The organism is Pseudenhygromyxa sp. WMMC2535, from assembly GCF_011083025.2.
This window is the reverse complement of the sequence record NZ_JABJWV010000001.1, coordinates 8,259,145-8,285,262: the sequence shown is the minus strand read 5'-3', so window position 1 is coordinate 8,285,262 and position 26,118 is coordinate 8,259,145. Positions and strand designations below refer to the sequence as shown.

Sequence of the window (26,118 nt, the reverse complement as noted above, 5' to 3'; positions counted from 1 at the left end):
ACAGGCGCTCGTCGGTGGCGTAAGCTGGTCCCGCAATGGGACGGCTCGTAGACGGAGAGTGGACGACGCAGTGGTACGAACCCGACGAGGACGGCCGCTTCGTGCGGCCGCAGACGCACTTTCGTGGTCGGGTCAGCCGTGACGGGAGCACGCCCTTCGCCCCCAGCGATGGCCGCTATCACCTCTATGTATCGTGGGCCTGCCCGTGGGCGCACCGCACCTTGATCATGCGCGCCCTCCAGGGCCTCGAGCGCGCCATCGACATCTCGGTGGTCGATCACTACATGGGGGAGGATGGCTGGCGCTTCGATCCCTCGGTGCCCGGCGCGACGAAGGACGCGATCCTCGGCAGCCGTTATCTGCGCGAGGTCTACGTAGCCGCCGACGCCCACTACACCGGCCGGGTCACGGTGCCGGTGCTCTGGGATCGCGAGACCGGGACGGTGGTCAACAACGAGTCGCGCGAGCTCGCCCGCATGCTCGACCACGAGTTCGTCGCGCTCGCCGAGCACCCCATCGACCTCGCCCCGGCGGACACCTGCGCCGAGATCGAGGCGACCATCGACGCGATCTACGAGCCGATCAACAACGGCGTCTACAAGGCCGGCTTCGCCAGCTCGCAGGCGGCCTACGAGGAGGCCGTGGGCGAGCTCTTCGCGGCCCTGGATCACTGGGAGCAGGTCCTCGGGCGTCAGCGCTGGCTCGTCGGGGATCGGCCCAGTGAGGCGGACATCTTCTTGTTCACCACGCTGATCCGCTTCGACCTCGTCTATCACACCCACTTCAAGTGCAACCGCCGGCGGATCGTCGACTACCCCAACTCGTGGGGCTTCGTGCGCGAGCTCTACCAGGCCCCCGGGGTCGCGCAGACCTGCAACTTCGAGCACATCCGCAAGCACTACTATCGCAGCCACCCCAAGGTGAACCCCTCGCGGATCGTCGCCGTGGGTCCGCAGCTCGAGCTCGACTCGGCGCACGGGCGAGAGGCGGTCGGCGGGCTGGGCCTGGCCGAGCTGATCGCCAGCGGAAAGTGAAGCGAGGCCGAGGGAGGCGAGCGGTGCGCGAAAACGGGCGTTGGGCTATGCTCGGCCCATGCTTCGCACGTCACCACTCGTGATCTCGCTGTGCCTGTCCTTCTCGCTCGCTGGCTGCAAGCCGGCCGCGAAGGAGTCGGAGCCTGGGGGATCGGTGGACGCGCCCAAGTCCGACTCGAAGGCGGGAGAGAAGGAGGCGGAGGGGGGAGCCGCCGCTGAAGCCGAGGCTGGCGAGGCCGAGGCCGAAGCCGGAGAGGCGGACGCGGCGGGGGACGCTGGCGCAGGTGAGGCTGGATCTCCAGAAGGGGGCGAGGGGGGCGAAGGGGGCGAAGGGGGCGAAAGGGGCGAGGGGGGCGAAGACGAAGGCGTCGAGGTCGTCGACTGCAACGGCACGCCTTGTCAGGCGCCCAAGCGCTGCCTGAGCTACTACGGCATCGCAGGCCCCTCGGGCCCGACCTTCTACGCGTGCGAGCAACCCTGCGATCGCGCGGCCAAGGACTCGCGCTGCCCCGAGGGCACGCGCTGCACGACCATCGCGGACGGCCCCGGCGACGTCTGTCGCTGAGCGCGTGAAAATGCGTCGACTCGAGGCCGCGAGCGCGCCCTGGTGACGGCTCCAGATCTAGTGTGCGCGGCAGAGGACTTGAAGGGTCCCAGGCTTGGAGCACCGGCCGCTGACTTCGTTGCTCGTCAGTCATTTGTGCCCGACAAACTCCCTCCTCGCGCCTCGTCAGCAACCGGCGGTCCGGCGCCTGGGACCCTTCAAGTCCTCTGCCGCGCACACTAGAGACGGATGGGGCTCCTTCAGGAGCCCCATCCGCATTCGCTAGTTGGAGATGCAGTTGGTCAGCCAGGTCTCGCCGCGGCCAGTCGCCAGGTTGATGGGGATGACCAGCGTCGCAACGGGGAAGGACCCGCTGCAGGCCTCGGGGAAGGGCCCGAGGTAGATGTCCTGCCCGCCCAGGGTGCCAGGCTCGATCACCTGCCCAGGCTCGAGGATCGAGCTGTCGACGGAGTCCTCGATGTCCTCGATGCAGCCGGTGAAGGCCTCGTAGTTCTCGGGGATGGTGTTCTCCTCGGACACGCCGCAGCCGTCGATGATGCTGTCGACGATGCCCTGCCACTGATCCCCGAGGATCAAGAACACGTTGAAGCTCGGATCCGTGTTGAAGTTCGAGCCGTAGGCCCAGGTGTCGTAGCCCGGCAGGGCGTAGCCGACGCTGGAGCTGGCCTGGAGGATGTCGATGATCGGCCCGTTGGGATCCGCGGGCAGGAAGTAGTCGATCAGATCGTTGAGGATCAGGTTGTTGATGCTCTTGTCGAGGGCCGCGAAGGCGTCGCCGTACCACTCGTTGACGAGCTTGATGCGGATGTAGCTTTGGTTGAACAGGCCCAAGGTGACGCCAAACAGGCCAAAGCGCGCGGACACGCCCTTGCTCGCGGGCGCGTAGCCGAAGACGCCCTCGGCCTCGATCTGGGCGCGGGCGATGATGTAGGCGTTGACGGCGGCGACCGCCGGGGCGAGGCGGTCGCGGGTGAGCAGGGCGAGGCTCTCGCGGTTGGCCAGCCAGCCGTGGACCGTGGGCTCGAGGGCGCTGGCGGCGTCGAGGGCCGCGCTGAGCGTCGAGCCCACGAGTTCGAGCTGGTCGAGGTCGGCCTGGGTCGGCTCGCTCGCGGGGTCGAGGCCCGCGTAGAAGGCCTCGAGATCGTCGAGGGCCGCGGCGACCTCGTCGAGGGCGGGGGCGAGGGCGTCGTCGTCGGCGGTGGCGGCGATGCCAGCCTGCTCGAGCGCGGCGGTGGTCGGGTAGCCGTGGGGGACGGGGCGCAGGACGTCGTCGAGGTCGGCGATCTCGACGGCGGCGATCTCGGCCTGGGCGGCCTCGAGCTCGGCGACGGCGTCGGCGAGGAGTTGGTCGTCACCGCCGTCGGCCGCGAGCACCGCCAAGGCCGCGATGACGCTCGAGCCCAGGCCCCCGCCGAGCGTGGCGAAGCGCGGATCGATGGCGTCGTCGAGCACGGCGATCTCGCCCTCGACCTCGAGCAGCTCCCCGTCGACGGTGGCGCTGCAGCTGAGGTTCCAGGTCCCGAATTCGGGGAAGGCCCAGCCCTCGGCGGTCTCCTCGACGCCCTCGGCGGGGCTCAGCGCGTAGCTGAACGCGGGCTGCTCGGCGGCGGGGAGGCCGTCTTCGAGCAGGGCGCAGCTGGCAGAGAGGGCGCCCTCGTTGTCGGCCTCGAGGACGAGGTAGCTGCTCGGCAGCAGCGCGAGAGCCAGGCCCTCGGTGACGCCGTCGGTCTCGCCAGACTCGTCCGTGCCCTCGGTCCCAGCGTCGGCGCTGTCGGTCTCCGAGCCGTCAGTGTCGGCACTATCAGTGGAAGTGTCCGCCGAGTCACTCGAGTCCTCGGAGCCGCTCGCGCTCTCCTCGGCGGTCTCGTCCTCGCCCTCGCCCATGGTCTCGTCGGCCTCGTCGGTGCCTCCGCTGCTGTCGGAGCAGGCGAGGCTGAAGCTTGATAAAACGGCCAAATATAGCGATGCATGCAGGTTTCGCATGGCCGGAGTCTCGCACGGGGCCTGTGGCGAAGAGGTGACGCAGACGTCGGTCTGTGGTCAATGTCCCAGCAAAAACGGTGAACTAGCTCACTGAAAGTGGCCATCCCTACGGAGAGTGGGCACGTGCGCCCTGCGCCTGGATGGGCGCGCGTGCTTTGCTGGCGTCGGCGGTCGGAGCCAGGGGCGAAAGGCCCTATGCTTCGCGCGGAGCATGAGCCACGTCTGCCCCTACTGCCACGAGCGAGACCTCGAGACCGTGGCGTCCGTCCCCTACGTTCGGGGTCTGGTCGTCGCCTACACCGTGGGTGTCAAAAAGTTCATGGGCTGCCGCCGGTGCGTGCGGCGGGCCATCTACAAAGAGGTCGGCAAGTCCTCCGTGCTCGGCTGGTTCAGCATCACCGCAGCGGTGATCAACCCAGTCATGCTGACCTACGGCGCCGTCCGGGGGCTCTTCGTCCGCCCGAACCCGCAGGCGGTCCGCCGCGCGCTGGATCAGGCCGGTATTCCCGAAGACGGCATGCATATCGATCCCCTGCGCGTGGCCTATGGCCTCGCGGCGGCGATGATCGCCGCCGACGGCAAGCTCCAGGACGAAGAGGTCTCCGTCGCCATCGAGATCGGCCGCCAGCTGTTCACGGACTTCAGCGCCGATGACTTCTTCCGGGTGCTCAAGAACCACAAGGATCTGCCCGGGGTCGAGGAGCTGGCCTACCTGCTGGGGCAGATCCTCGAGGACAACGAGAAGGCGCTGATCTATCAGTACCTGGCCGAGATCGCGGCCTCGGATGGGGAGGTGGCGGACGAGGAGCAGGAGATGCTGGAGCGGGTGCGGTCGAACTTGGGGATCCGGGATCAGGCGGCGATGTCGATGGCTCGGCGGCAGTTGTCTGTTTGAGCCCCCCGCGGTGCGTCAGCAACTGGGGCCATGCACGTCCGTGGGGTGCTTTAGCCCCCCTCGGTGCGTCAGCAACTGGGGCCATGCACGTCCGTCCGCTCCGCGGACGAACGCCCCCTCTACGAGGGGGATGGGCTGGGTATGTAGTTGGCGGTGAGCACGTGGTGGCCCCCCAGAGGGGGGCCTGGTCTGCTTGGGGGAGCGGGGTCGCTTGGAGGCCTGGTCTGCTTGGGGGAGCCTGGTCTGCTTGGCAGGGTCTGCTTGGGGGGAGCAGGGTCTGCTTGGGGGGAGCAGGGTCTGCTTGGGGGAGCGGGGTCTGCTTGGGGGAGCCTGGTCTGCTTGGGGGAGCAGGGTCTGCTTGGGGGGAGCAGGGCCTGCTTGGGGGAGCGGGCTCCTAGGGGAGGTCGGTGCAGGTCTGGGCGACTTCTTCGTGTTCGGGGAAGGTGCGCAGGGTTTGGCAGGCGCGGTGGAGCCAGGCCTTTGTGGTGGTGTCCCATAGCCTGAGGGTGTTCTCGAAGCTGGCGGTGGCGAGGCGGGTGCCGTCGGGGGAGAAGGTCAGGAAGTAGAGGGGGCGGGTGTGGCCGCCGAAGGTTGCGATGGGTTGGCCGGTGGTGGCGCTCCAGAGCTTGGCGGTGCGGTCGTTGCCGGCGGTGGCGAAGCGCGTGCCGTCGGGGGAGAAGGCGATGGCGTTCACGAGCTTCTCGGGGTCGTAGTCGAGGGTGCTGGGGGGCGGGGTGAGGGGCTGGCCGGTGGTGAGGTCCCACAGCTGGATGCCGCCGTGGGTGGCGGCGGTGACGAGCTGGGTGCGATCGGGGGAGATGGCGACGGCCGTGAGCTCGCCGAGGGCGTCGAGGTGGAGAGCTGCGACGGCGCGCTTGCCGTCGGTGGTCCTCCAGTGGTTGAGCTCGCCCTTTTCTTCGATCGTGATGACCTGGCCGCCGTCGAGGGAGAAGGCCACGTCCAGCACGTCGTGGTGGTAGACGCCCTCGAGGGCCCTGATGGCGCGGCCGGTGGCCGTGTCCCAGAGGCCGGCGGCGCCGGCTGCGGTGGCGAGGTGGCTGCCGTCGGGAGAGAAGGCGAGCTTGCGGATCGGCTCTTGGTGGCCGGTGAGGGTCGAGATGTACTCGCCTGTGTTCGCGTTCCAAAGCCGCGCGCTCTCGTCGAAGCTGCCGGTGGCGAGCAGGCTGCCGTCGGGGGAGAAGGCCAGGGTCTGGACCTCTCCGCGATGGCCGTCGAGGGTGGCGATGAGCTGGCCGGTGTCGACGCGCCACAGCTTGGCGGTCTTGTCGAAGCTGCCGGTGGCGAGCAGGCTGCCGTCGGGAGAGAAGGCCAGGGCGTGGAGCGGGGCGCCGTGGCCGTCGAAGGTGGTGAGGAGCCGGCCGGTGGTGGCGTCCCATAGCTTCGCGCTCTTGTCCTCGCTGGCGGTGGCGACACGGCTGCCGTCGGGAGAGAAGGCCGCCGCGAGCACGGGGTCCGTGTGGGCGTCGAAGATGGTGCTGGGCTGGGCGGGGTCGATGGCCCACAGCCTGACGATGTCGCCGTTGGTGGTCGCGAAGCGCTCGCCCTCGGGAGAGACGGCCAGGGTCCAACGCCAGCTCGTGGTGTCGTCGTCGAGGGTCGTGACGAGGTGGCCCGTGCTCGCGTCCCACAGCCTGGCGGTGTTGTCGCTGCTGGTGGTGATGAGCAGGCTGCTGTCGGGCGTGAACGCGAGCGCGTGCACGCGATCGCTGTGCGCGTCGAGGGTAGCGATGAGCCCCTTGGTCCTCGCGTTCCACAGCTTGGCGGTGTTGTCGACGCTGGCGGTCGCGAGCCGCTCGCCGTCGGGAGAGAAGGCCAGGGTGGTCAAGGGCGCGAGGTGGCCGGTGAAGCTCGCGATCGAGTCGCCCGTGGCGGCGTCCCACAGCCTGGCGGTGTCGTCGAGGCTGGCGGTGGCGAGCCTTTTGCCGTCGGGGGAGAAGGCCACCTCGATCAGCGCTGCGCCGTGCCCCCGCGAGCTGGCGACTGGCTGGCCGGTGGGCACGGTCCATAGCCGTGCGAGCTTGTCTTCGCCCGCGGTGGCGAGCAGGCTGCCGTCGGGGGAGAAGGCCAGCGCGGTCACGCTCTCGAAGGGGGTGTCGATGGTTGCGAGCAGTCGGCCTGCCTCGGCGTCCCATAGCTTCACCGAGTCGAGGCTGGCAGTGGCGAGCAGGCTGCCTTGGGGGGAGAAGACCAGCGCGGGATCACTCGAGCTGGTCTGGTCGAGGCTGGCGAGGGGCTGACCGGTCTCGACCTTCCATGACTTCGTGGTTCCGTCGCTGCTGGCAGTGGCGAGCAGGCTGCCGTCGGGGGAGAAGGCCAGCGCGTTCACGTCGTTGGTGTGGCCGGCGAAGGTCGTGATCAGCTCGCCCGTCGAGGCGTCCCACAGCTTGGCGGTGTGGTCGTCGCTGGCGGTGGCGAGGCGCTCGCCGTCGGGGGAGAAGGCCAGCGCGTTCACGCCGAGGGCGTGACCGTCGAGGACCAGGCTGCGGCGCGCGTGGTTGAGGGCATCGACGAGGCCCGTCGTGGCCGCTGGGGGAGGGGGATCGTGGGCCGCGACCGACGCGATCGCGAGCACGAGGGCGTCGCGCTCGCGGCCGGGGGTCTCGGCCAGGAGCGAGGCGTGGCGTCCCTGCTCGCGCCGGAGCTGATCTTCCGTGATCGACGTGTGCGCGCGGAGCTTCGCCTGCGCGAGGGCACGAGGTTGTGAGCTCGCGCGAGCCGCCTGGAGCTGAACCAGCGCGAACCCGAGCGCGCCTGCCGAGATCAGGCTCGTGGCCCCGAGGAGCGAGAGTCGTCGCCGCTGTCGTCGCTGGTCGTTCATCCCGCGCGCTCTACCTCCCCGAAGGGCTCGACGAGTCTATCGGAGCGCGAGGTGCTGGCGGGGGGGCCACGCCGTGCCAAGGCGGCGCACGAGCGCGAGACGAGGGCTGTCTCGTGATGACGGTTGTGACACGAGCGCAGCCAGTCCGCGCGTTGGGGCGCTGAATTGAGAAGAGCCCCAGAGGAGGATCCTCGGGGGCTCTTCGCGCGCGTGAGCGCGGGGCTCAGCGCTCGTCGACGGGGACGTAGGGGCGCTCGTCGTAGCCGGTGTAGATCTGGCGGGGACGGGCGATCTTCTGCTCGGGGTCCTCGAGCATCTCCTTCCACTGCGCGAGCCAGCCGGCGGCGCGGGGGATGGCGAAGAGCACGGGGAAGAACTCGACCGGGAAGCCGATCGACTGGTAGATCAGGCCCGAGTAGAAGTCGACGTTGGGGTAGAGCTTGCGGCTCACGAAGAAGTCGTCGTCGAGGGCGATCTTCTCGAGCTCCAGGGCGATGTCGAGCAAGGGGTTCTTGCCGGTGACCTCGAAGACCTGGTGGGCGAGGCCCTTGATGATCCGCGCGCGCGGGTCGTAGTTCTTGTAGACCCGGTGGCCGAAGCCCATGAGCCGGCGCTCGCGCTTCTTCACGCCCTCGATGAAGGCGGGGATCTCGCTGACGCTGCCGATCTCGCGCAGCATGCGGAGCACGGCCTCGTTGGCGCCGCCGTGGAGCGGGCCGTAGAGCGCCGCGGAGGCGGCGGCCAGGGAGCAGTAGGGATCGGTCTCGGCCGAGCCCACGGCGCGGGCGGCACTGGCCGAGCAGTTCTGCTCGTGGTCGGCGTGCAGGATGAAGAGCACGTCGAGGGCACGCTCGATGATCGGGTCGGGCTTGTAGCGCGGCTCGGCCATGCGGAAGAGCATGTTCATGAAGTTGCCGGCGTAGCTGAGCTCGTTGTCCGGGTAGATGTAGGGCCGGCCGAGCATGTGCCGGTAACACCACGCGGCGATCGTCGGCATCTTGGCGATGATCTTGACGATGTGCTCGCGGCGGACCTTGGGGTCGCGGACCTTCTTGCTGTCGCCGTAGAAGGTCGACAAGGTGCCGAGCATCGAGACGACCTTGCCCATGGCGTGGGCGTCCCACTTGAAGCCCTCCATGCCACGGAGCACGTACTGGTGCACGTAGGTGTGGTGGGTGACCTCGTTGACCCAGCTGTCGAGCTCGCTCTTGGACGGGAGCTCGCCCCACAGCAGCAGGTACGCGACCTCGAGGAAGGTCGACTGCTCGGCGAGCTGCTCGATGGGGTAGCCGCGGTAGCGAAGGATGCCCTTGTCACCGTCGATCAAGGTGATCGACGAGCGGCAGGCGGCAGTGTTCTTGAAGGCTGGGTCGTAGACCATCAGCCCGAAGTCTTCTTCGTCGACCTTGATGTCTCGTAGGTCGATGGCCTTGACGGTGCCATCGTTGATGGCGAGTTCGTAGGTCTTTCCAGTTCGGTTGTCGGTGACTGTGAGCGTGTCCGCCATTGCAGCTCCGTGGGCTGCCCCGAGGGTCGTCGTTTCGCTGGCCGGTGGGGCGACGGCCGCGAGAGATAATGCGCAGGATGGATGGAGGCGTCGAGTGAAATCAGCGTCGCGTCAGGGATCGATGGCGGGCATGAAGACCTGCCAGCGATCCAGCGCAGTGTCGTCGCCGTCGACGCCACCGACCAGGAAGGTAGCACCAGTGGCGAGTGAAACGGAATGGCCTCCGTGCGCGCGTAGAGCGGAGCTCTCGGGCTCGGAGACACTCTCCTCGGACCGATCGATGCGGAACCACCGACTTTCGCCTTGCGCGTACAGCGCAAGGTCGTCTGCGAGCAGGAGAGGATCGGCCATGGCGACGGGCAAAAACCCGGAGACCAACGAGGTCTGCGCGCTGGCGGGATCGAGGAACAAGCCGGCGTCGCTGCTCAGATCGTCGAGCGTGCCGCCGACGCAGAGCACCCTGGACTGCTCGTCTGCGCCGGGCTCGTCGAGGCTGGGCCCGCGCAGGAGCGCGCAGGCGTGGCCCGTGAGCAGGCCGAGGTCTTCGCCAAAACCCTCGCCGGTGCTGGCGAGGACCGCGGGGGCGCCGGTGCTGTCTGCCTCGCCGCCGCCGACGATCAGCGCGTCGGCGATGGGATCGTCGGCGCTGGGCAGCCACAGCGCGACGGCGCCGGGGCGCGGGCGGTCGAGGGCGAAGTCGGCGACGGGGGCGGCGGCGAGGGTGCCCTCGTCGTCGACGAGGAGATCGATGGCCACGGCGTCGGTGTGCTCCCCACCCCCGAGCAGGTAGATCCGGGTCTGATCGGGATCGACGAGGACCGCGGCCCCGGGCAGCGGGCCGATCTCGTCGGAGCCGTCGACGCTGAGCTCGGTCCAGGTGTCGTCGCTGGGCTCGTAGCGCCAGGCCTGGGGGGCGAGGTCCTCGTAGGCGAGGCGGATCACGCCGCCGTCGGAGGCCGTGAACAGGCCGCCATCCTCGACGCCGAAGTCGACGCTGTCGGGGAGCCGGGCGCCGGTCTCGAGCTCGAGGGTGAAGTGGTTGAGCAGGTAGGTGTCGCCGTCGCTCTCGACCAGGAGCATGCCCCGGCCCGCGGCGACGGTCGCGAGCAGGTCGGGGTCGGGGGTCTCGAGGGCCTCGGGCCAGGTCGAGAGCCGCCCCGGCCGGGCCAAGAAGAGCGCCAGCGCGTCCTCCTCGACGCTCGCGGCCGTGGCGAAGCTCGGCGTCGAGCCCCAGGCGAGCAGGCTGTCGCCCTCGGCGAGGTAGAGCTCGAGCTGCTGGAGGGTCGTGCTCGGCTCACCCTCGAGCTCGAGGGTGAAGGAGGTGCCGTCGACGGCGAAGGTGTAGGGATCGCCGCCGGGGCGGAGGATCAAGCTGGCGTTGTCGGCCCGCTCGAGATCGCTGGTGTCCGCGGGGAGGAGCACGGTGATCGGCAGCTCGCGGGCCTCGGTGCACGCGGCCGGGCCGACGCTGGCGCTCAGGGTGAGGAGGCTCGCAAGCAGGGCGCTCGGCGATGAAGCGCCCGATCCCGATCCCGATCCCGCGTTGCTGTTGGTGGGCAGCTCGAGGCCGAGCTTGGCGAGGATCACCTCGCGGCCGAGGCCACAGATCTTCACGGTCTTGCGCTTGCCCGTCTGCCCGCGCAGGAGCTCGAGGTCTTCACGGCCGACGCCCAGGACCTTGCGCAGCAGTCGAAGCAGCGCCTCGTTGGCCTCGCCGTCCACCGGCGGCGCCTTGACGTGGATCTTGAGGCGATCGCCGTGGACCTTTCCGACCGCGTCCCGAGAGGCGCGGGGGACCGCCTGGACGTCTAGCTCGACGTCGCCGTCTGGGCGCAGGCGGAGCACTCGCGCACGATAAAGGGGGCGGAGGGGGACGTCAAAGCCCGAAGTTCAGGGCGAGGGGGCGCTCGCCCGGTGTCCAGCCGCGCCCACGGGCCCGCGGCCAACGCAGCGATCGCCGCGGATCCACAGCGCCTCGCGGTGGAGGTTGACGGTCGTGCACACGTGATCGGGGATCAGCAAGACCAGCTCGCCCAGCTCGGGTGCTGGCTCGGCGGGATCGGTGTGGGCGCAGGGGAGGTGCTCCTCGCTGGCGCCGAGGGGGCGCAGGTCTGGGTGGCCGAGGACCGCGCAGCTCGGTCGAGCGCCGGCGTCGGGGGTGATCGCCTTGCTCCCGGCGTCCAAGGTGACGCGCCCGGGGGCTGCGCTGATCACTCGGCTGGCCACGTAGGCGGCCTGGCGCAGGCCGATGTCCGCCGCCGCCGGGGCCGAGCGGAGATCGTCGAGGACGATGGTCCCGGGGGAGATCCGGTGGCGCCAGGGGCCGCTGGCCAGCGCGGGGTGGTCCAGGGCGTGGGCGTAGCTGTGGGTGCCCGAGGTCAGCAGCTCGAGGGTGGCGAGCTCGCTGCCGAGGCGCGCGCCGAGCTCTCGGGCGAGGGCGCAGAGCTGGTCGTAGCCGGCGAAGGCGGCCGCGCGCTCGTCCCAGCGCAGGTGCCCGTCGTAGCCGTGGAGCCCGGCGAGGGCGAGGCGGGGTGTCAGGGGCAGCTCGGTGTCGCGCCATGCAGCCGGCGGCGCGCCGGTGCGGGCCATGCCCAGGTCGACGTCGAGCAGCACCGGGAGCGGCCCGGGCCAGCCCAGCTCACCGGCCCAGCGGCCGAGGGCGTCGAGGTGCGCCGGGGAGTCGGCGAGCAAGGTCACCCGGGGGCGGGCGTCCGCGGCGTCCGCGGCGTGGGCGCGAAGCAAGGCCAGGGCGCCGGCGAGGGCGGCCCGCTGGAGCGGATAGGCGACGACGATGTCGATCGCTAGCTCGCGCTCGCGCTTCGTCATGGGGGGCCGAGCTGCCCAGGCCGCCCAAGTCTCGAGGGTGAGGGCGAGCTCGTCCAAGGTCGCGACCTTGAAGTGGCGCAGGCCCGCGCGGAGCATGCTGTCGACGACCACGGCCTGCTTGCTGGTCTTGAGGTGCGGGCGCCAGCGCTCGGCCGCGCCAAAGCGGGCGACGCTCGCCGCCAGGTTGTGCTCGAGGGCGTCGAGGTCGAGGACGAGCGCCGGAGTGATCAGCGTGTCGGTCAGCGGCGCGAGGGCCTGACGCAGGCGGGCGGCCTCGCGCCTCGCGGCCTCGGCGTCGGTCGCGACAGCGGCAGTGTTCACGAGATCGGCGCGCGGGCTCCCGGGCTCGGGCATGACCGGACGATAGGTTACAACCACCCCGAGATCATGCCTGCCCCCGAATTCCCGCCCTTCGAAGCCCCCCAACGCATCTTGATGGGCCCCGGCCCCAGCGACGTCCACCCGCGGGTGCTCGCGGCCATGGCCCGCCCGACCGTCGGCCACCTCGATCCGGCCTTCGTCGGCCTCATGGACGAGGTCAAGCAGCTGCTCCAGTACGCGATGCGCACGCAAAATCAGCTGACCTTCCCGATCTCGGCGCCGGGGTCGGCGGGCATGGAGGCCTGCCTGGTCAACCTCGTCGAGCCCGGCGACGGCGTGGTGGTCTGTCGCAACGGGGTGTTCGGCGGGCGCATGCGCAGCATCGTCGAGCGCTGCGGTGGCCGGGTGATCCCCGTCGACGACGCCTGGGGGGCGCCCGTGGATCCCGGCAAGGTCGAGGACGCGCTGAAGGCCAACCCCGACGCCAAGCTCGTCGCCTTCGTCCACGCCGAGACCTCGACGGGGGCGCTGTCCGACGCCAAGGCGCTGGCCGAGCTCGCCCACGCACACGGCTGCCTGGTGGTCGTCGACGCCGTCACCTCTCTGGGCGGGGTGCCCCTCGAGGTCGACGCCTGGGGGCTCGACGCCGTCTACTCGGGCTCGCAAAAGTGCCTGTCCTGCGCGCCGGGGCTCTCGCCCGTGTCCTTCTCGCAGCGGGTCATCGAGCGCGTGCAGGCCCGCTCCACCCCGGTCCAGAGTTGGTTCTTGGATCTCGGCCTGGTCATGGGCTACTGGGGCGGCGGGGCCAAGCGGGCCTACCACCACACGGCGCCGGTCAACGCGATCTACGGGCTCCACGAGGCCCTGCGCATGCTCGCCGAGGAGGGCCTCGAGGCCGCCTGGGCGCGCCACCGCCACCACCACCAGGCGCTGGCGGCGGGCCTCGAGGCCATCGGCCTGCCCCTGCGGGTCGCCGCCGAGCACCGCCTGCCTCAGCTCAACGTCGTCGAGCTGCCCGAGGGCTTCGACGAGGCCGCGGCGCGCCGGCGCCTGCTCGCCGACTACGGCCTCGAGGTCGGCGGCGGCCTCGGTGATCTCGCCGGCAAGGTCTGGCGCATCGGGCTGATGGGCTCGGCCTGCTCGCGGCGAAACGTGCTGGCTTGCCTCGCGGCGGTCGACGACGTGATGCGCGGCGCCCTCGATGGCGCCGGTCAGGGCCGCGGCGTCGCGGCGGCCCTGGCGACCTACGGCTGATCAATCCGAGCCGGCCGAGCCGACCGAGCCGACCGAGCCGACTGATCAATCCAAGCCGGTCGAGCCGGTCGAGCCGGTCGAGTCGACCCGCGCAGTGGCGCGGGGCTGGTACCATCGCGCGGTGCTGGCCTCGCGCATGTCCCTGGCGCTCTCGCTGACGCTGACCCTCGCCGCGGCCTGCTCGTCGGGCAACGTCAACCCCGCCCCAGGGGTCCGTGGTGAGACCCAAGACGACACGGCGGCCGTCGACGCGGGCGCGGCCCAGCCTCGGCCGAGCCCCGCGTCGAGCGAGGCGCGCGAGCTCCCCGAGGGGCTGCGCGTGCTGGTCACCGGCTTCAACGACTGGCGCGAGCTCGGCGAGCCGCCCAATGTCTGGCGCTGCCGCGACAACCCGAGCTGCCGCCTGCTCGTCGGCGACGAGCGCAGCGGGGGAGACGAGATGGCGTGGGAGGGCCCGCTCGTCGATCGTCTGCGCGCGGCGGCCCCCGGCGTCGAGTGGCGCTTCTCGACCTTGCCCGTGACCTGGGGGGTGTTCGCCGAGGTCCCGCGCGACGTCGACGTGATCGTCAACATCGGCCTGGGGATCTACGATCGCACCGACGCCCTCCAGCTCGAGGCCGGGGCCTTCGATCTACGGGCCGGCGCCGACGCCCTCGGCGAGGAGCGGCCCGGGCCGATCGGTCTGCCCCCAGGGATCTCCGGCGAGGTGCTGCCGGCCCCCGAGGGCAGCGCGATCCCGGGACAGATCGACGCGCTCGCGGGGGAGACCCTCGCGGGCTACGAGATCCTCGTCGCCCAGGCGCGGCGAGAGAACACCTACCTGTGCAACGAGACCCACTTCAACGCGCTCGCGGCCGTGCACGAGGCCGACCCGGGGCAGCGTCTGGGTGAGGTCTACTTCCTGCACATCCCCTACGCCGAGCAGGGCGACTACGACTCGCTGGCGGCCGGCGTGGCCGAGGTCGTGCTCGGGCTACTCTCCCAGCCCGAGTCGGGTCGAGGGGGAGGCCCAGCTGGCGCTGCGATCGCCGGTTCACTGTGACCGTGGGCGCGCGGCGATCGAGCCGGCGCGAGCACGAGGGCGGACGCGACGGGAGCGATTTTCGCGGGAAAACCTGCTAACAACGTGAGCCGTGAGCCGTGAGCGACCGCTGCTCGTGCCCGCCGGACCGCCCGGCTCGCCCGTTCATCTGCGCTTCGACGAGGCGCTGGTCGAAGCCCAGGCCACGGACACGCTGGCGACGGCGTTGATCGCCGCGGGCGCGCTGATGACCAGCCGCTCGGCGAAGTACAGGCGCCCGCGCGGACCCTACTGTCTCAGCGGCGACTGTGGCACCTGCCTGGTCCGCGTCGACGGCCGACCCAACGTCCGCGCCTGCACCACGGCGGTGCGCGAGGGCATGCGGGTGAGCTCGCAAAACAGCTACAAGCCGCGCCGCCTCGACCCCACGGCGATCGTCGATCACCTGTTCCCGGGGGGCATGGATCACCACCACCTCATGGTCCGCCCGCGCCTGGCCAACGAGCTGATGCAGGCCTTCGCCCGCAACCTCACCGGCTTTGGCGAGCTGCCCGAAGGCGTGGGCGAGCGGGCCTGCGAGCACGTCGATCATCACCTGCCGGTGGTCATCGTCGGCGCGGGCGCGGCCGGGCGCGCGGCGGCGGCGACCTTCGAGCGCCTCGGCGTGGATCACCTGGTCGTCGAGCGCCGCGATCGCGCGCAGCTCGAGGCCGCGCTGGCCGAGGGCGAGGCGCTCCCTGCTCAGCTGGTCGCTCGCTGCGGCGCCTTTGGCCTCTATCCGGGGCCGTGGTCGCCCGCGGGCGAGGTCCGGGCTGTGCTCGCGACCAGCGAGATCGATCGCCGTGTAGGCGTGAGCGGGGGCGGGGACGCGGGGGAGGGCGAAGAACTCGAGCGCCTGCGCAGCGTCCGGCCGCGCCACCTGATCTTCGCCACGGGCTCCCGGGATCCGATGATCCCCTTCGCCAACAACGACCTCCCGGGGATCGTCGCCGCGCGCGGGCTGATCCGGGCGCTGCGCCGGGCCGACGCGCGCATCGCTGGGCGCTGCGTGGTCGTGGGCGAGGGCGAGTGGGCCGAGACGCAGCGCGCGGCTCTCGACGCGCTGCGCAGCCCAGGCGCGCCCAGGGTCGAGTGCGTCGCCCCCGAGGACATCGAGCGGGCCGTGGGCGGCGATCGCCTCGAGGCGCTCTTGTGTCGCGGGGGGCGGATCAGCTGCGCGCTCCTGGCCGTGGCGGCGCGCCCGGCCGCGGCCCACGAGCTCCCGGCCATGGCCGGGGTCGAGCTGCGCTTCGACGGCGCGGGCTTTTGTGTGGTCCGCGAGGCGCAGGGGCGCTGCGGGAGCCTGGGCGCGACGAGCCTGTGGGCTTGCGGAGACCTGTGCGGCTTCATCGGCGACGGGGCGGCCGCGCGCGACGGGGCGCGGGTCGCCGAGGCCGTGGTCTCGGCCCTGGCCCTCGACGCGCCCAGCGACCGCGCCCGCCACTTCGTCCCCGTCGAGCCTCCGGCGCCCCCGGTCATGCGCGAGCGCCCGGTGGTCGGAGACGCCTTCGCCGATCCCGAGCCTGCGCCCGAGCCCGCTTCCGACGGAGGCCAGCCATGAGCGATCGCGTGTTCTTGTGCCGCTGCGAAGACGTGGCGCTGAGCGACCTCGACCACGCCCTCGCGGCGGGGCTCTCGACCATCGAAGAGATCAAGCGCTACACGGGCCTGGGCACCGGGCCGTGCCAGGGCAAGGAGTGCGTATCGGCCCTCGCTTGCGCGCTCGTTCGCCGGGGGATCGTCGCGCCCGAGCGCCTGCGCCCCTTCACCGCGCGGCCGCCCGTGGAGCAGGTCAGCTTCGGCGCCCTGGCCACGGTCCCCGATCCCTTCATCGATCCCTCGCCGCCGGAGCACGCCACGGGGGAGCCGGGAGGGGAGCCCTCGGGGGAGGAGGCCAGGGAGCCGTGAGCGTCGCCCTGGGCAGCCCGCGGGCCGAGCTCGCCGAGGAGCTCGACTTGTTGATCATCGGCGGGGGGATCATGGGCCTGTCGCTGGCCTACAACCTCGCCGAGCTCGCGGCCGCGCCGGCTGGGCGCGGGGCGAGCAAGCTCGGGACCATCGACCCGAACAAGATCGCGGTGGTCGAGCGCAGCTACCTGGTCTCGGGGGCCTCCGGGCGCAACGGCGGAGGCCTGCGCATGCAGTGGGGCGACGCCGGCAACGTCGCGCTGATGCGCGAGAGCATCGAGATCTGCCGCCACCTCGCCCAGCGCCTGAACATCAACCTGTGGTTTCGCCAGGGCGGCTATCTGTTCCTGGCGCGGACCGAGTCGGGCGAGCGTCGCCTGCACCGCAACGTGGCGATCCACGAGCAAGTCGGCGCGCCGACGCGCCTGCTCGCGGCCCGCGAGGCCCTCGAGCTCGTGCCCGAGCTCGACGTCTCCGAGGTCCGCGTGGCCGCCTTCAACCCCGAGGACGGCGTGGTCTTCCCCTGGCCGTTCGTGTGGGGCTACGCCGGCCAGGCGGTCGCTCGCGGGGTCAGCCTGCGCACGCACACCAGCGTCGAGTCCCTCGAACCCGCGTCCGGGAGCGGCTACGTGGCGCGCCTGTCCACGGGCGAGCGCGTGCGGGCGGCCCGGGTGATCAACGCGACCGGGGCCTGGAGCGTGGGCATCAACCGCGGCCTGGGCATCGAGCTGCCCAACCATCCCCACCGCCACGAGATCCTGTCGAGCGAGCCGCTCAAGCCCTTCTTGGATCCCCTCGTCGTCGACCTCGAGACCGGGCTGTACTTCTCGCAGAGCACCCGCGGCGAGATCGTCACCGGCATCACCATGCCCGATCCACCGGGCAAGCCCACGGCCGAGGGGGTCGAGCTCGGCTCGAGCCTGCGCTTTTTGTCCAACGTCTCGCGGGCGCTGATCCGCGTGCTGCCCGTGGCCCGTCACCTCTCGCCGCTGCGCCAGTGGTCGGGGCCCTACGACATCTCCCCCGACGGCGACGCGATGGTCGGGCCGAGCCCCGATCACCCGGCGCTGATCCAGGTGTGCGGGTTCACGGGTCACGGCTTCATGATGGCCCCCGCCGTGGGCCGCCTGCTCGCGCGCTGGCTGGTCCTCGGCGAGGCCCACCCGATGCTGACGCGCTGGGATCCCTGCCGCTTCCGCGACGGCCGGGCGGCGCGGCGCGAGGACATGATCATCGGCTGAGGCGCGCGCGGGAGCGGTTACTGGCTATGGGTTACTGGCTATGGGTTACTGGGGCTGAGACTCGGGCTTGGGCTGAAGCTCGGCGGGCGGCGGCTCGCTCAGCGGCACCTGGCGCAGGGCCTCGGCCTCGGTGCGAGCACGCTCGGCGAAGAGGCTGCGCCCGCGGGCGTCCTCGACCTCGGCGAGGGTCTCGTAGAGCAGGGGCAGCAGCCCGGCGGCGCGCTCGCCGGTGGCTTTGCCCTCCTCGAGGCCGTCCTGGCAGGCCCCGGCGGCGTCGCTCCACAGCGCCGCCTTGGCGAAGAGCCGGCAGCGACGCAGGTGCAGGCGGACGCGGGAGTAGTGCGGCTCGGGGTGGAGCCGATCATAGATCTCGAGGGCGCGATCGTAGGCCTCGCGGGCCTGCTCGTAGTCGCCGAGCTCCTGCCACATGCGCCCGATGTTGATCTGCGCGACGGCGAACTCGCTCGACTGGGTCCCGCTGTCGGCGACGAAGATCTCGGCCGCGCGCTGGAAGTCGACGAGGGCCTCCTGGTGCCGGCCACGCTTGGTGTTGACGTTGGCGATGGCCTGGAGGACCACGGCGATGTGCGGGGAGTCGGCGCCAAAGACCTGCTCGCGGATGTCGAGGGCCGCGCGCAGGGCTTCGTCGGCCTTCTCGAGGTCGCCGTCGAGGGTGTAGGCGTTACCGAGGTTGATGTAGACCGCGGCGAGCTTGGGGTGGGTCGGGCCGTAGACGTTCTTGTAGCGGGTCGCGGCCTCGCGCAGCAGGGTCTTGGCCTCGTCGTAGCGCTCGAGCGATCCGAGCGCGCCGCCGGTGTTGACCATCAGCAGCAAGGTGATCGGATCCTCCTCGCCAAAGACCTCGCGGGCGCGCTCGAGGGCGGACTGGTAGCGCTCGAGGCTCTCGGCGTACTTGCCGTCGCGGTGCAGCAGGGCCGCGTAGGCGTTGTCGTAGCGCAGCCACAGCTCGGGCTGGTCGCCGGCGCGGATGATCGCCGAGCTCGCGGCGAGGGTCCACGCCTTGCCCTCGATCGGGCGATCCTGGCGGTAGCCGATCGCGTGGATCAGCCGCGTCCACGCGCGGGCCTCTTGCTCGGGGTCATCGAGCTGCGCGGCGAGGCCGATGGCCTCGCGCAAGCTGGCCTCGCCGCCCTCGGCGTCGCCGGTCTCGAGCTGGGACTCGGCGAGCTCGAGCAGCGCGCGCAACAAGGTGCTCGGGTGATCGAGGCCGCGGGCGCGCTCGACCGCGCGCGACTGCAGGGGCAGGCTCTCGTCGAACTTGCTCAGCCGGGCGCGGGCGCGGGCGCGGTCGAGTTCGCTGTCGATGGCCGCGAGCTTCTCGAGGCTCAGGGCGTCGAGGACCTCGGGATCGGACTCGTCGCTGGCCTTGACCGTGGCGCAGACCGTCGGCCTGCGCAGACCCGAGGCCGCGCCCGTGGACCGCTCGACGACCTCGTCGTCGGCCTCGGTGAGCACGTCGACGAGGGCCGAGAAGTCTTGCCGGGCCTGATCGAGGCAGTCCATGCGCACGTCCATGAGCCGCTCGGACTGCTCGCCGACGACCTGTGTCGCCCGGCAGATCTCGGTGCGCTCGGCCGCCCAGGTCTCGGCCCAGACGTCGAGGGTCTGGATCACCCGCCTGGCCGAGTCGTTGGCGAAGGGCTTGCTCGACTCGGCGAACACGGTCTGGATGCGCTCGCGCTGGAGCTCGCCCCAGGACTCGTGGATCTCGTCCCCGACGCCGTCGCATAGATCGTCCTCGTCCTCCTGACCGAGGGCGAAGCCGAGCACGCCCGCGGCCACGCCGAGGAACACGAGGGCGATCAGCGTGACCCGTCGGCGCCGGCGCTTGGGGTCGCGCTGGAGCGCGTCGAGCAGGGCGCCCATGGACGGCCAGCGCTCGGCGGGCTGCGGGGCGAGGCCGCGGGCGATGACCTTGTGCACCCACAAGGGCACGGCGCGGGCGTTGCCCTCGCGCGGCGGCGGCGGGAGCTTGCCCGCGGTCATCTTGGCCAGGCGCTCGCGGCGATCGAGGCTCTCGAAGGGCAGGCGGCCGTAGAGCGCCTCGTAGAGGCTCACGCAAAAGGCGTACTGATCGGTGTAGGGCCCGAGGCGCAGGTCCATGTGCTGCTCGGGCGCCATGTAGGCGGGCGTGCCCACGAGCCGCCCGGCGACGGTCAGCTCGGCGTCGGCGTTCGACTGGATCTCCTCGATCAGCGCGTCCTCGGCCGTGCCGTCGATGGAGTCGCCGTCGATGGTCCGGCGGTGTCGATCGAGCTCCGCGCGCTCGGCCTCGCTGTCGGGCGCGGCGCGCTGGCTGTCCGCGCCGCGAGGGCGCTCCTTGGCCACGCCAAAGTCGGCCACGCGGACGTCCCCCTCCTTGCTGAGCAGCACGTTCGAGGGCTTGAAGTCGCGGTGGATGATGCCCGCCGCGTGCGCGGCCTCGAGGCCGCGCCCGGCCTGGATGAACTTGTCGAGCACGGCCCCCCAAGGCCGCGGGGCGTCGCGCAGCCACTCGCGCAGGTTCGTGCCCTCGACGAACTCCATCGCGATGTAGACCTGATCTTCGAACACGTCGACGTCGTGCACGGTCACGACGTTCGGGTGGCTGAGCCGCGCGAGGGCCTGGGCCTCGCGGAACAGTCGGCTGCGTCCCGAGGTGTTTGTCTCGTCGCCGCTCGCGTTGCGCAGCAGCTTGAGCGCGACCTTGCGGTTGAGCTTGGGATCGTAGGCCGCGCAGACCAGGCCCATGCCACCCATGCCGATCGAGTCGAGGATGATGTAGCGCCCGACGGTCGAACGGACGCGCGCCTCGCCCGGATCGCTGTCCAGGTCCGCGACCGTGTAGTTGGTCATCTGTGACCTGTCGAGCTTGGGCTCGGAGTCCATGAGCGCGACGCCATTGTATCGCGCGCTCGTGTTCGCACTCAGTGGCGCTGATTGCTCGAAAACACACACCCCAACCCACCGTTCCGGCCATGAGTAGAGGGATAATTTTCCTAATCTCTGACCTTTTTTTTCGTCACTGTGGAACACGATTTCAGTGACACTGAAAAGATGCACAAAAATGCGAATTTGGGCAAAGGGCGCAGTCTGGAGTAGGCTACAGCCCTATTTTTTTTCCATTTTGATCTGGCTTAAAATTGTAGTTTCACTCATATTTACTCCATAGTCCGAACGACGGAGACCCCTCCATGCGCAACACTACGCTCGCCCTCTCGCTCCTTCCTCTTCTCGCCCTCACCCCCGCCTGTGATGGCGCTGAGAACGCCCAAAGCGAGAGCTTTCGCGAGGCGGATGATGTGTGCATCGAGTTGAGTCAAGCTAGTGATGAAGATGACGAAGATGACGGTGACACCGTCATCTGGCAGCTCCTCGATATCGACGTCTATCACGGCGGCGGCGCCAACATCGGAGAGCTGGTGCTGAGCTTCGACGACGTCGGCATCTACGACGCCGAGGACAACCAGACCTGCGCGTTCGAGTTCACCAAGGGCGCCGCCACCTTGCGCGACCTCAACGCCAGCACCCCCGAGGACGAGGTGTTGTTCACGCTAGTGGGTGATCGCGTGTTCGCGGGTGAGGTCGACGTCCCCCGCCTGCGCGACAAGGACTGGCGGGAGTGGGACAAGCTGCAGCTCACCTACTCGGGCGCGGGGGTGTGGTGGGGCAACTACGAGGTCGTGGCACTCGAGGCGAACGTCGATCTCGAGCTGACCACCGACACGCGCAAGCTGCTGATCGCCGCGCTGCTCGACGGCCGCTGCGGCAGCGCAGGCCTCTAAATAGAAGCTTCTCGAGGAGAGCGAGAGCGGGGCGACCCCGAGATCGGCGCAGCCGGCCTCGGGGTTCGTCTTTTGGGCGGGGCGGACGCTCAGCGGGTCTCGTGCTGGCCGACGCGACAAGGCAGCGCGCGCCGACCACGGTGCTCGGCGAACATGCGCAGGACAAAGGCGCCGGAGGGCCGCGCGCGCAGCTGACGAGCGCGGGCCTCGAGCTCGCCGCCGAGGGCGTCGAGCTCGGGGATCCACGCGCCGTAGCCATCGCTGTGGCCGACGCCGAGGGCCAGGGAGGCGAGCGCGGCGAAGCTGAGATCGGCGGCGCTGAAGCGATCGCCGCACAGGAAGGGGCGGCCGTCATCGAGGCGGGCGTCGACCTCGTCGAACATGGCCGTGATGCGCGACCAGGCGCGCTGCGCTCGATCTTCGCGGACACCCAGGCGCTCGCGCAGGCCGACGCGGATCGCGGGCAGGCTCGCAATGAACACCCCCGCCTGGACGGGGCCGACGCTGCGGCGGGCGAGCTCGATGAGCAGGTCCGTGTGGGGCAGGAGCGTGTGATAGACGGCGACGCGGACGTCGGCGCCGAAGCGACCGCTGAAGTGGCGCTCGAGCTCGGCGGCCTCCGGTGTCCAAAACAGGTCGCGCTCGCGGTCGTTGGCCTGGACGTTGGCGAAGGCCAGGATCTCGCTCGAGTCGGTCAGCGCGCGCGCGCCGGTGATCAGCGCTGGCGTGGAGAAGCGCGTCGACTGGGGATCGGCCCGCCCGGCCTGCCGGGGGAGGAGCGCGGCGACCACCGCCGGGAAGTGCAGCATGGGCAGCTGGGGCCGCTCGACGTAGGGGAGGCTGAAGTAGTCGAGGGCCCAGCGAGCTTTTTCACAGTAGTGCGAGGGCCGGATGGTGATCAGTCGCCAGGTCATTGCGAGCCTCGGTGCCTCAACGTGACCCAAAGATCGCCGTGCCCACGCGGATCATCGTGGCGCCTTCTTCGATCGCAACCTCGAAGTCGGCGCTCATGCCCATGGACAGCTCGCCGAGGCTGACGCGCTCACGCGGGAGGCGGGGGCACAGCTCGTCGCGCAGGCGATCGCGAAGCTCTCGCAGCGCGCGAAACCACTGTCGGGTCTGCTCGGCGTCGCCGGCGGGAGGGATGATCATCAGGCCGCGGCAGCGGACCGCGCCGTGCTCGGTCCAGGCGCAGGCCTCGAGCAGCTCGGGCAGCGCGTCGATGGGGGCGCCGGCCTTTTGCGCCTCGCCGGCGATCGCCACCTCGAAGAGGATGTCCTGGACGCAGCCGGCCTCGTGGGCGCGGCGATCGATGGCGGAGATCAGCTCGCGGCGGTCGACCGTGTGGATCATCGCGGTCTTGGCGACGAGGTACTTGAGCTTGTTGGATTGGATCGCACCGATGTAGTGCCAGCTAGCTGGGAGCAGCCCTGGCCAGTCGTGCTGTTTGTCGCGCAGCTCCTGGGCGTAGTTCTCACCGAAGTCGCGCAGCCCGGCGGTGTGCGCGGCGATCAGCTTGGCGAGGGGCTGGCGCTTGCTGACACCGATCAGCCGGACATCGGGGCCCGGCCCGCGGCGCTCGATGGCCGCGGCCACGCGGGCCTCCACTGCGTGCAGGCGCTCGGCGATCGGATCGGAGGTTGGCGTGTCGGTCACTGCGTGGGTTCCTGGGCGAGGGCGTCGACGACCTGCGCGAGGGGCAGGCCGACGACGGAGGTGTAGCTGCCGTCGATGCGGGTGACCAGGGCTGCGGCGCGGCCTTGGATCGCGTAGCCGCCGGCCTTGTCCGTCCACTCGCCGGCGTCGAGGTGCGGCTCGATGAATTCGTCGAAGGCAGGGCCGACGAGCTCGCGCATGTGGACGGTCGTGGTCTCGACGAGCTCGCGCCGCCACAGCTCGGGTCGCCCGGGATCGCGGCGAGCGATGGCGCAGGCCGTGGTCACCTCGTGTGGCCGCCCGGCGCAGAGCTCTCGCAGCATCGCCCGGGCGTCGTCGCGGTCTCGGGGCTTGCCCAGGGGCGCCCGGGCGACGTCGAGCCACACGGTGGTGTCGGCGCTGAGCAGCACGAGAGGGACCTCGGTCGGCCCAGAGGCAGAGGTAGAGGCAGAGGTAGAGCCAGAAGCGAAGGCGCGCTCGAGCTCGAGCTTGGCGACGGCCAGCTCGAGCTTGGCGCTCGCGACCCTGCGCGCGTAGTCGACGGGGGCCTCGCCGGGCCGCCAGCGCTCGTCGCAGTCGACGGGCTGCTGCTCGAAGCGCAGCCCGGCCATGGTCAGGAGCTCGGCCCTGCGAGGGGAGGCCGAGGCGAGGATCAGCTCGATGGGGCGCGAGGCGGCGATGCGGACATGCTCGCTCGTGGATGGCGTCCGCGCAATCGGGCTCGGCTACACTTTCCCCATGTCAGCGCCCGCCCAGGCTTCGGTGCCCCCTCACATCCTCTTCGCCCTGCTCGGGGTGCCGCTCGCGGTCGGTTCCGCGCTGATGACCTCGTCTTCGCCGCCCTGCGCCCTCGAGCACGAGGGTCCGGTCGACGCGGTCACCCAGCCCGAGGCGGCGCAGCAGGACGTCCTGCGTGGGCTGTGGACGCGCTACGAGGGCCGCAAGGAGGGCGATCCCCTGCGCTTTTGGTACTTCCACGGCGAGGGCAAGGGTCTGTATCGCTACGGCAAGGTCGGCCTCGCCCACACGCACAGCTTCGACTACGCCGTCGACGGGGACGCGCTCGAGCTGCGCTTTCGCAAGCTCGGCGACACGCAGCGCACTCGCCTGCGCCTGGGTCGAGACGAGGACGGCCGACGCTGGATGAGCCTCGACGAGGATCCGCGTGAGCCAGGCGCACGCTACTACCTGGTCGATAGTGATCTCGACCTCGCCGCGGCCGCGGACTGCTGGCGAGGGCGGGGGGAGGGGGAGGGCGAGGGCGCAGACGCGAGCGCGGCGCTGGGCGATCGCCTGTGGATCGACTACCGCAACTATGCCACGGGTGGTGCGGGCTTCCACATGTATCAGCTCGCAGCCTCGGCCATGGACGGGCGCGGCGTGGGTTGGTTTCACCGCGGCGACTTCGACGACTGGACGACCGAGTCGCTGACCTACCGCATCGACGGCGATCAGATCGAGCTCTTCTTCGACCTGCGCGAGGAGCCCAACGTCACCGCCTTCGATCTGCGCGAGGTCGAGGGCGGGCGGGTGCTCGAGCTCGCCGAAGATCCGCGCGACTTCTGGGCGCGGCACCGCTATCGAGACGGCGGGCGTTCATTTGGTGCCCATGCCTTCGACCGGGTGATCGGCCTCGAGGCGCTGGACTGTCACTGAGTCGAGGTGAGGCGGCCGCGCCGCGTGGGGCTGCGCGAGAATTCGTCCCCAAAGCCAGGGGTCGATCTGGTAGTTGAGTGAAGTGCGCAACACGCAGACGCTCACCTCGTTCATCTCGCTGTCTCTGCTCGCGCTCGCGGCCTGCTCCGACGACGCCACCGGGAGCAGCGAGACACAGACGAGCACCGACGACGAGGTCGGGAGCTCGACGGACTCGGACACGGGGGAGAGCGAGACCGAGACGGACGAGAGCGAGACCGAGACCGACACGACGGACACGGACGAGAGCGAGACCACGGACCTGATGGGCAACGCCGCGCTGCGGGTGCTCAACGCCAGCCCCAACGCCGAGGCGGTCGACATCTACCTCGACGATGACGACTTGCCGCATATCTATGGCCTGTCCTTCCCGGGGAGCACCGGCTACGTCGAGGTCCCCTCGACGACCCAGCTGATGACCGTGACGGTTCAGGGGGTCCCCATCGACGAGGACGCGCTGAGCTTCGCGCTCGATCTGAGCGCCTACAGCTACTTCACCGCGGTGATCCATGGCTACGCGGACGGGCCCATGGGAATGCAGCTCGACGATCAGGCCGAAGCCGTCCCGGCCGCGCAGATGCGTTATCAGCAGTTCGTCCACGTCGCCCCCGACGTGGGGCAGGTCAACGTGTTCATGGCCGACGGGGATCTGGAGCCGCTGGTTCCAGACCTCGACTACACGGGCAGCCAGACCGTCGAGCTGCCCGTGGGCGCGCAGGATCTACTCCTCGACATCGACGGCGACGACGCCCCCGACCTGAGCTTCTCGGTCCCCGATCTCGGGGGGAACACCTTCATGTCGCTCTACGTGGTCAACGAGGTCGAAGAGGGCGCGGACGAGGATCGGGTGTTCTTGCTCGCGCAGCTCTTCGAGCTCTGGTCCAGCGAGGTCGTGCGCGTCGACGCCGACCGCTGTGGGGATGGGGTCATCGACGAGCTCGAATTTTGCGACGAGGTCGTCCCCTACGAGATGACCTGCGAGGACCTCGGCCTGCTCGGCGGGGCCTTGGGCTGCTCCGCCGACTGCATGGGCTTCGACTCCGGGCGTTGCTTCGACGTCGAATACTGCACCGACGATGCGCTGGCGATCCCCGACAGCGACGACGCGGGGGTGTCGCAGGAGCTGGTGATCGCCGACGCGGTCGGGGCATTCACCGAAATCAACATCTATCTCGACGTCAGCCACAGCTGGCTCAACGACCTCGACTTCGAGATTCAGAAAGACGGCGGGACCACGGTGCTGCTCGCCGATCACTTCCTGGCCCAGGACACCACCTCTTGTGGCGGTACCGACATGCTAGCGATCCTCGGCGACGCCGCGTCGATCTCGATCGTCGATGCCTGTGACGAAGAGGTCATGCCGGCGATTGACGGATATTTCATCCCGCAGGGCTCGCTGGCGGACTTCGACGGAGATGTGGCTCAAGGGACCTGGAAACTGTCCGTCAGCGACTCCGGGCTCGGCGACAGCGGCCAGGTCAACCATTGGTGTGTGCGTTTCGACCTCGAGTGAGTGGGGTGGCTAGCAGACTATTCAGGCTGGGTATGT

At 70.3% G+C, this 26,118-nt stretch carries 19 protein-coding genes and 1 pseudogene; 11 read left to right on the top strand and 9 right to left on the bottom strand.

Annotation, left to right across the window (positions count from 1 at the left end; all coding sequences use genetic code 11):
• The first annotated feature begins 35 nt into the window (after positions 1 to 35).
• Both G6O69_RS32005 and G6O69_RS32000 read left to right on the top strand, forming a co-directional pair.
• Complete coding sequence (locus G6O69_RS32005; RefSeq protein ID WP_172307260.1) at positions 36 to 1,034, top strand: glutathione S-transferase family protein; 999 nt, start codon at positions 36 to 38, stop codon at positions 1,032 to 1,034.
• Positions 1,035 to 1,092: 58 nt separating this feature from the next.
• The gene (locus tag G6O69_RS32000; protein WP_176397216.1) at positions 1,093 to 1,599 is read left to right on the top strand and encodes a hypothetical protein; all 507 of its coding nucleotides are present in this window, start codon (positions 1,093 to 1,095) and stop codon (positions 1,597 to 1,599) included.
• Between the two features lie 261 nt (positions 1,600 to 1,860).
• Here G6O69_RS32000 and G6O69_RS31995 read toward each other — a convergent pair whose 3' ends face one another.
• Positions 1,861 to 3,555, bottom strand: coding sequence for a hypothetical protein (locus G6O69_RS31995; RefSeq protein ID WP_172307259.1), 1,695 nt, complete (start codon positions 3,553 to 3,555; stop codon positions 1,861 to 1,863).
• Positions 3,556 to 3,793: 238 nt separating this feature from the next.
• On the opposite strand from G6O69_RS31995, the gene G6O69_RS31990 reads away from it, so the two are divergent.
• Positions 3,794 to 4,477 carry a TerB family tellurite resistance protein gene (locus G6O69_RS31990; RefSeq protein ID WP_172307258.1) on the top strand — a complete coding sequence of 228 codons (684 nt, stop codon included), beginning with the start codon at positions 3,794 to 3,796 and terminating at the stop codon, positions 4,475 to 4,477.
• 394 nt (positions 4,478 to 4,871) lie between these two features.
• Here G6O69_RS31990 and G6O69_RS31985 read toward each other — a convergent pair whose 3' ends face one another.
• The 4 genes and pseudogenes from G6O69_RS31985 to G6O69_RS31970 form a co-directional block, all read right to left on the bottom strand.
• Positions 4,872 to 7,316 carry a WD40 repeat domain-containing protein gene (locus G6O69_RS31985; RefSeq protein ID WP_172307257.1) on the bottom strand — a complete coding sequence of 815 codons (2,445 nt, stop codon included), beginning with the start codon at positions 7,314 to 7,316 and terminating at the stop codon, positions 4,872 to 4,874.
• 223 nt (positions 7,317 to 7,539) lie between these two features.
• The gene (locus tag G6O69_RS31980) at positions 7,540 to 8,823 is read right to left on the bottom strand and encodes a citrate synthase (RefSeq protein WP_172307256.1); all 1,284 of its coding nucleotides are present in this window, start codon (positions 8,821 to 8,823) and stop codon (positions 7,540 to 7,542) included.
• Positions 8,824 to 10,419: 1,596 nt separating this feature from the next.
• A pseudogene (locus G6O69_RS42475) lies at positions 10,420 to 10,668 on the bottom strand (DUF167 domain-containing protein); the annotation flags it as partial.
• A gap of 45 nt (positions 10,669 to 10,713) precedes the next feature.
• Positions 10,714 to 12,003, bottom strand: a complete 1,290-nt coding sequence (locus G6O69_RS31970; RefSeq protein WP_172307255.1) for an alanine racemase — start codon at positions 12,001 to 12,003, stop codon at positions 10,714 to 10,716.
• A gap of 33 nt (positions 12,004 to 12,036) precedes the next feature.
• Between G6O69_RS31970 and G6O69_RS31965 the strand changes: the two genes are divergently transcribed.
• From G6O69_RS31965 to G6O69_RS31945, 5 genes are all read left to right on the top strand, one after another.
• Positions 12,037 to 13,224, top strand: a complete 1,188-nt coding sequence (locus G6O69_RS31965) for an alanine--glyoxylate aminotransferase family protein (protein WP_255215925.1) — start codon at positions 12,037 to 12,039, stop codon at positions 13,222 to 13,224.
• Positions 13,172 to 14,266, top strand: coding sequence for a hypothetical protein (locus G6O69_RS31960; RefSeq protein ID WP_176397215.1), 1,095 nt, complete (start codon positions 13,172 to 13,174; stop codon positions 14,264 to 14,266). The genes G6O69_RS31965 and G6O69_RS31960 overlap by 53 nt, the downstream gene beginning before the upstream one ends.
• A 91-nt stretch (positions 14,267 to 14,357) precedes the next feature.
• The gene (locus G6O69_RS31955) at positions 14,358 to 15,845 is read left to right on the top strand and encodes a (2Fe-2S)-binding protein (protein ID WP_172307253.1); all 1,488 of its coding nucleotides are present in this window, start codon (positions 14,358 to 14,360) and stop codon (positions 15,843 to 15,845) included.
• On the top strand, positions 15,842 to 16,192 hold the full coding sequence (locus G6O69_RS31950; RefSeq protein WP_172307252.1) for a (2Fe-2S)-binding protein: 351 nt from the start codon (positions 15,842 to 15,844) through the stop codon (positions 16,190 to 16,192). The genes G6O69_RS31955 and G6O69_RS31950 overlap by 4 nt, the downstream gene beginning before the upstream one ends.
• Complete coding sequence (locus G6O69_RS31945; RefSeq protein WP_346017110.1) at positions 16,189 to 17,433, top strand: FAD-binding oxidoreductase; 1,245 nt, start codon at positions 16,189 to 16,191, stop codon at positions 17,431 to 17,433. Before G6O69_RS31950 ends, G6O69_RS31945 begins: the two co-directional genes overlap by 4 nt.
• Before the next feature lie 45 nt (positions 17,434 to 17,478).
• On the opposite strand, the gene G6O69_RS41705 is transcribed toward G6O69_RS31945, so the two are convergent.
• Positions 17,479 to 20,322, bottom strand: a complete 2,844-nt coding sequence (locus G6O69_RS41705; RefSeq protein ID WP_172307251.1) for a serine/threonine-protein kinase — start codon at positions 20,320 to 20,322, stop codon at positions 17,479 to 17,481.
• Positions 20,323 to 20,747: 425 nt separating this feature from the next.
• Between G6O69_RS41705 and G6O69_RS31935 the strand changes: the two genes are divergently transcribed.
• Positions 20,748 to 21,218 (top strand): hypothetical protein, encoded by a 471-nt coding sequence (locus tag G6O69_RS31935; protein ID WP_172307250.1) that lies wholly within the window; start codon positions 20,748 to 20,750, stop codon positions 21,216 to 21,218.
• Positions 21,219 to 21,307: 89 nt separating this feature from the next.
• Here G6O69_RS31935 and G6O69_RS31930 read toward each other — a convergent pair whose 3' ends face one another.
• From G6O69_RS31930 to G6O69_RS31920, 3 genes are read right to left on the bottom strand one after another with little or no spacing between them, the layout of a single operon-like run.
• On the bottom strand, positions 21,308 to 22,132 hold the full coding sequence (locus tag G6O69_RS31930) for a glutathione S-transferase C-terminal domain-containing protein (protein ID WP_172307249.1): 825 nt from the start codon (positions 22,130 to 22,132) through the stop codon (positions 21,308 to 21,310).
• A gap of 16 nt (positions 22,133 to 22,148) precedes the next feature.
• Positions 22,149 to 22,874, bottom strand: coding sequence for a YggS family pyridoxal phosphate-dependent enzyme (locus G6O69_RS31925; protein ID WP_346017109.1), 726 nt, complete (start codon positions 22,872 to 22,874; stop codon positions 22,149 to 22,151).
• Positions 22,871 to 23,536 (bottom strand): Maf family protein, encoded by a 666-nt coding sequence (locus G6O69_RS31920; RefSeq protein WP_172308379.1) that lies wholly within the window; start codon positions 23,534 to 23,536, stop codon positions 22,871 to 22,873. The genes G6O69_RS31925 and G6O69_RS31920 overlap by 4 nt, the downstream gene beginning before the upstream one ends.
• A 76-nt stretch (positions 23,537 to 23,612) precedes the next feature.
• On the opposite strand from G6O69_RS31920, the gene G6O69_RS31915 reads away from it, so the two are divergent.
• A complete protein-coding gene (locus tag G6O69_RS31915; protein WP_172307248.1) occupies positions 23,613 to 24,530 on the top strand; it encodes a hypothetical protein in 918 nt (305 codons plus the stop codon).
• A gap of 82 nt (positions 24,531 to 24,612) precedes the next feature.
• Complete coding sequence (locus G6O69_RS31910; RefSeq protein WP_172307247.1) at positions 24,613 to 26,082, top strand: DUF4397 domain-containing protein; 1,470 nt, start codon at positions 24,613 to 24,615, stop codon at positions 26,080 to 26,082.
• Positions 26,083 to 26,118: the final 36 nt, after the last annotated feature.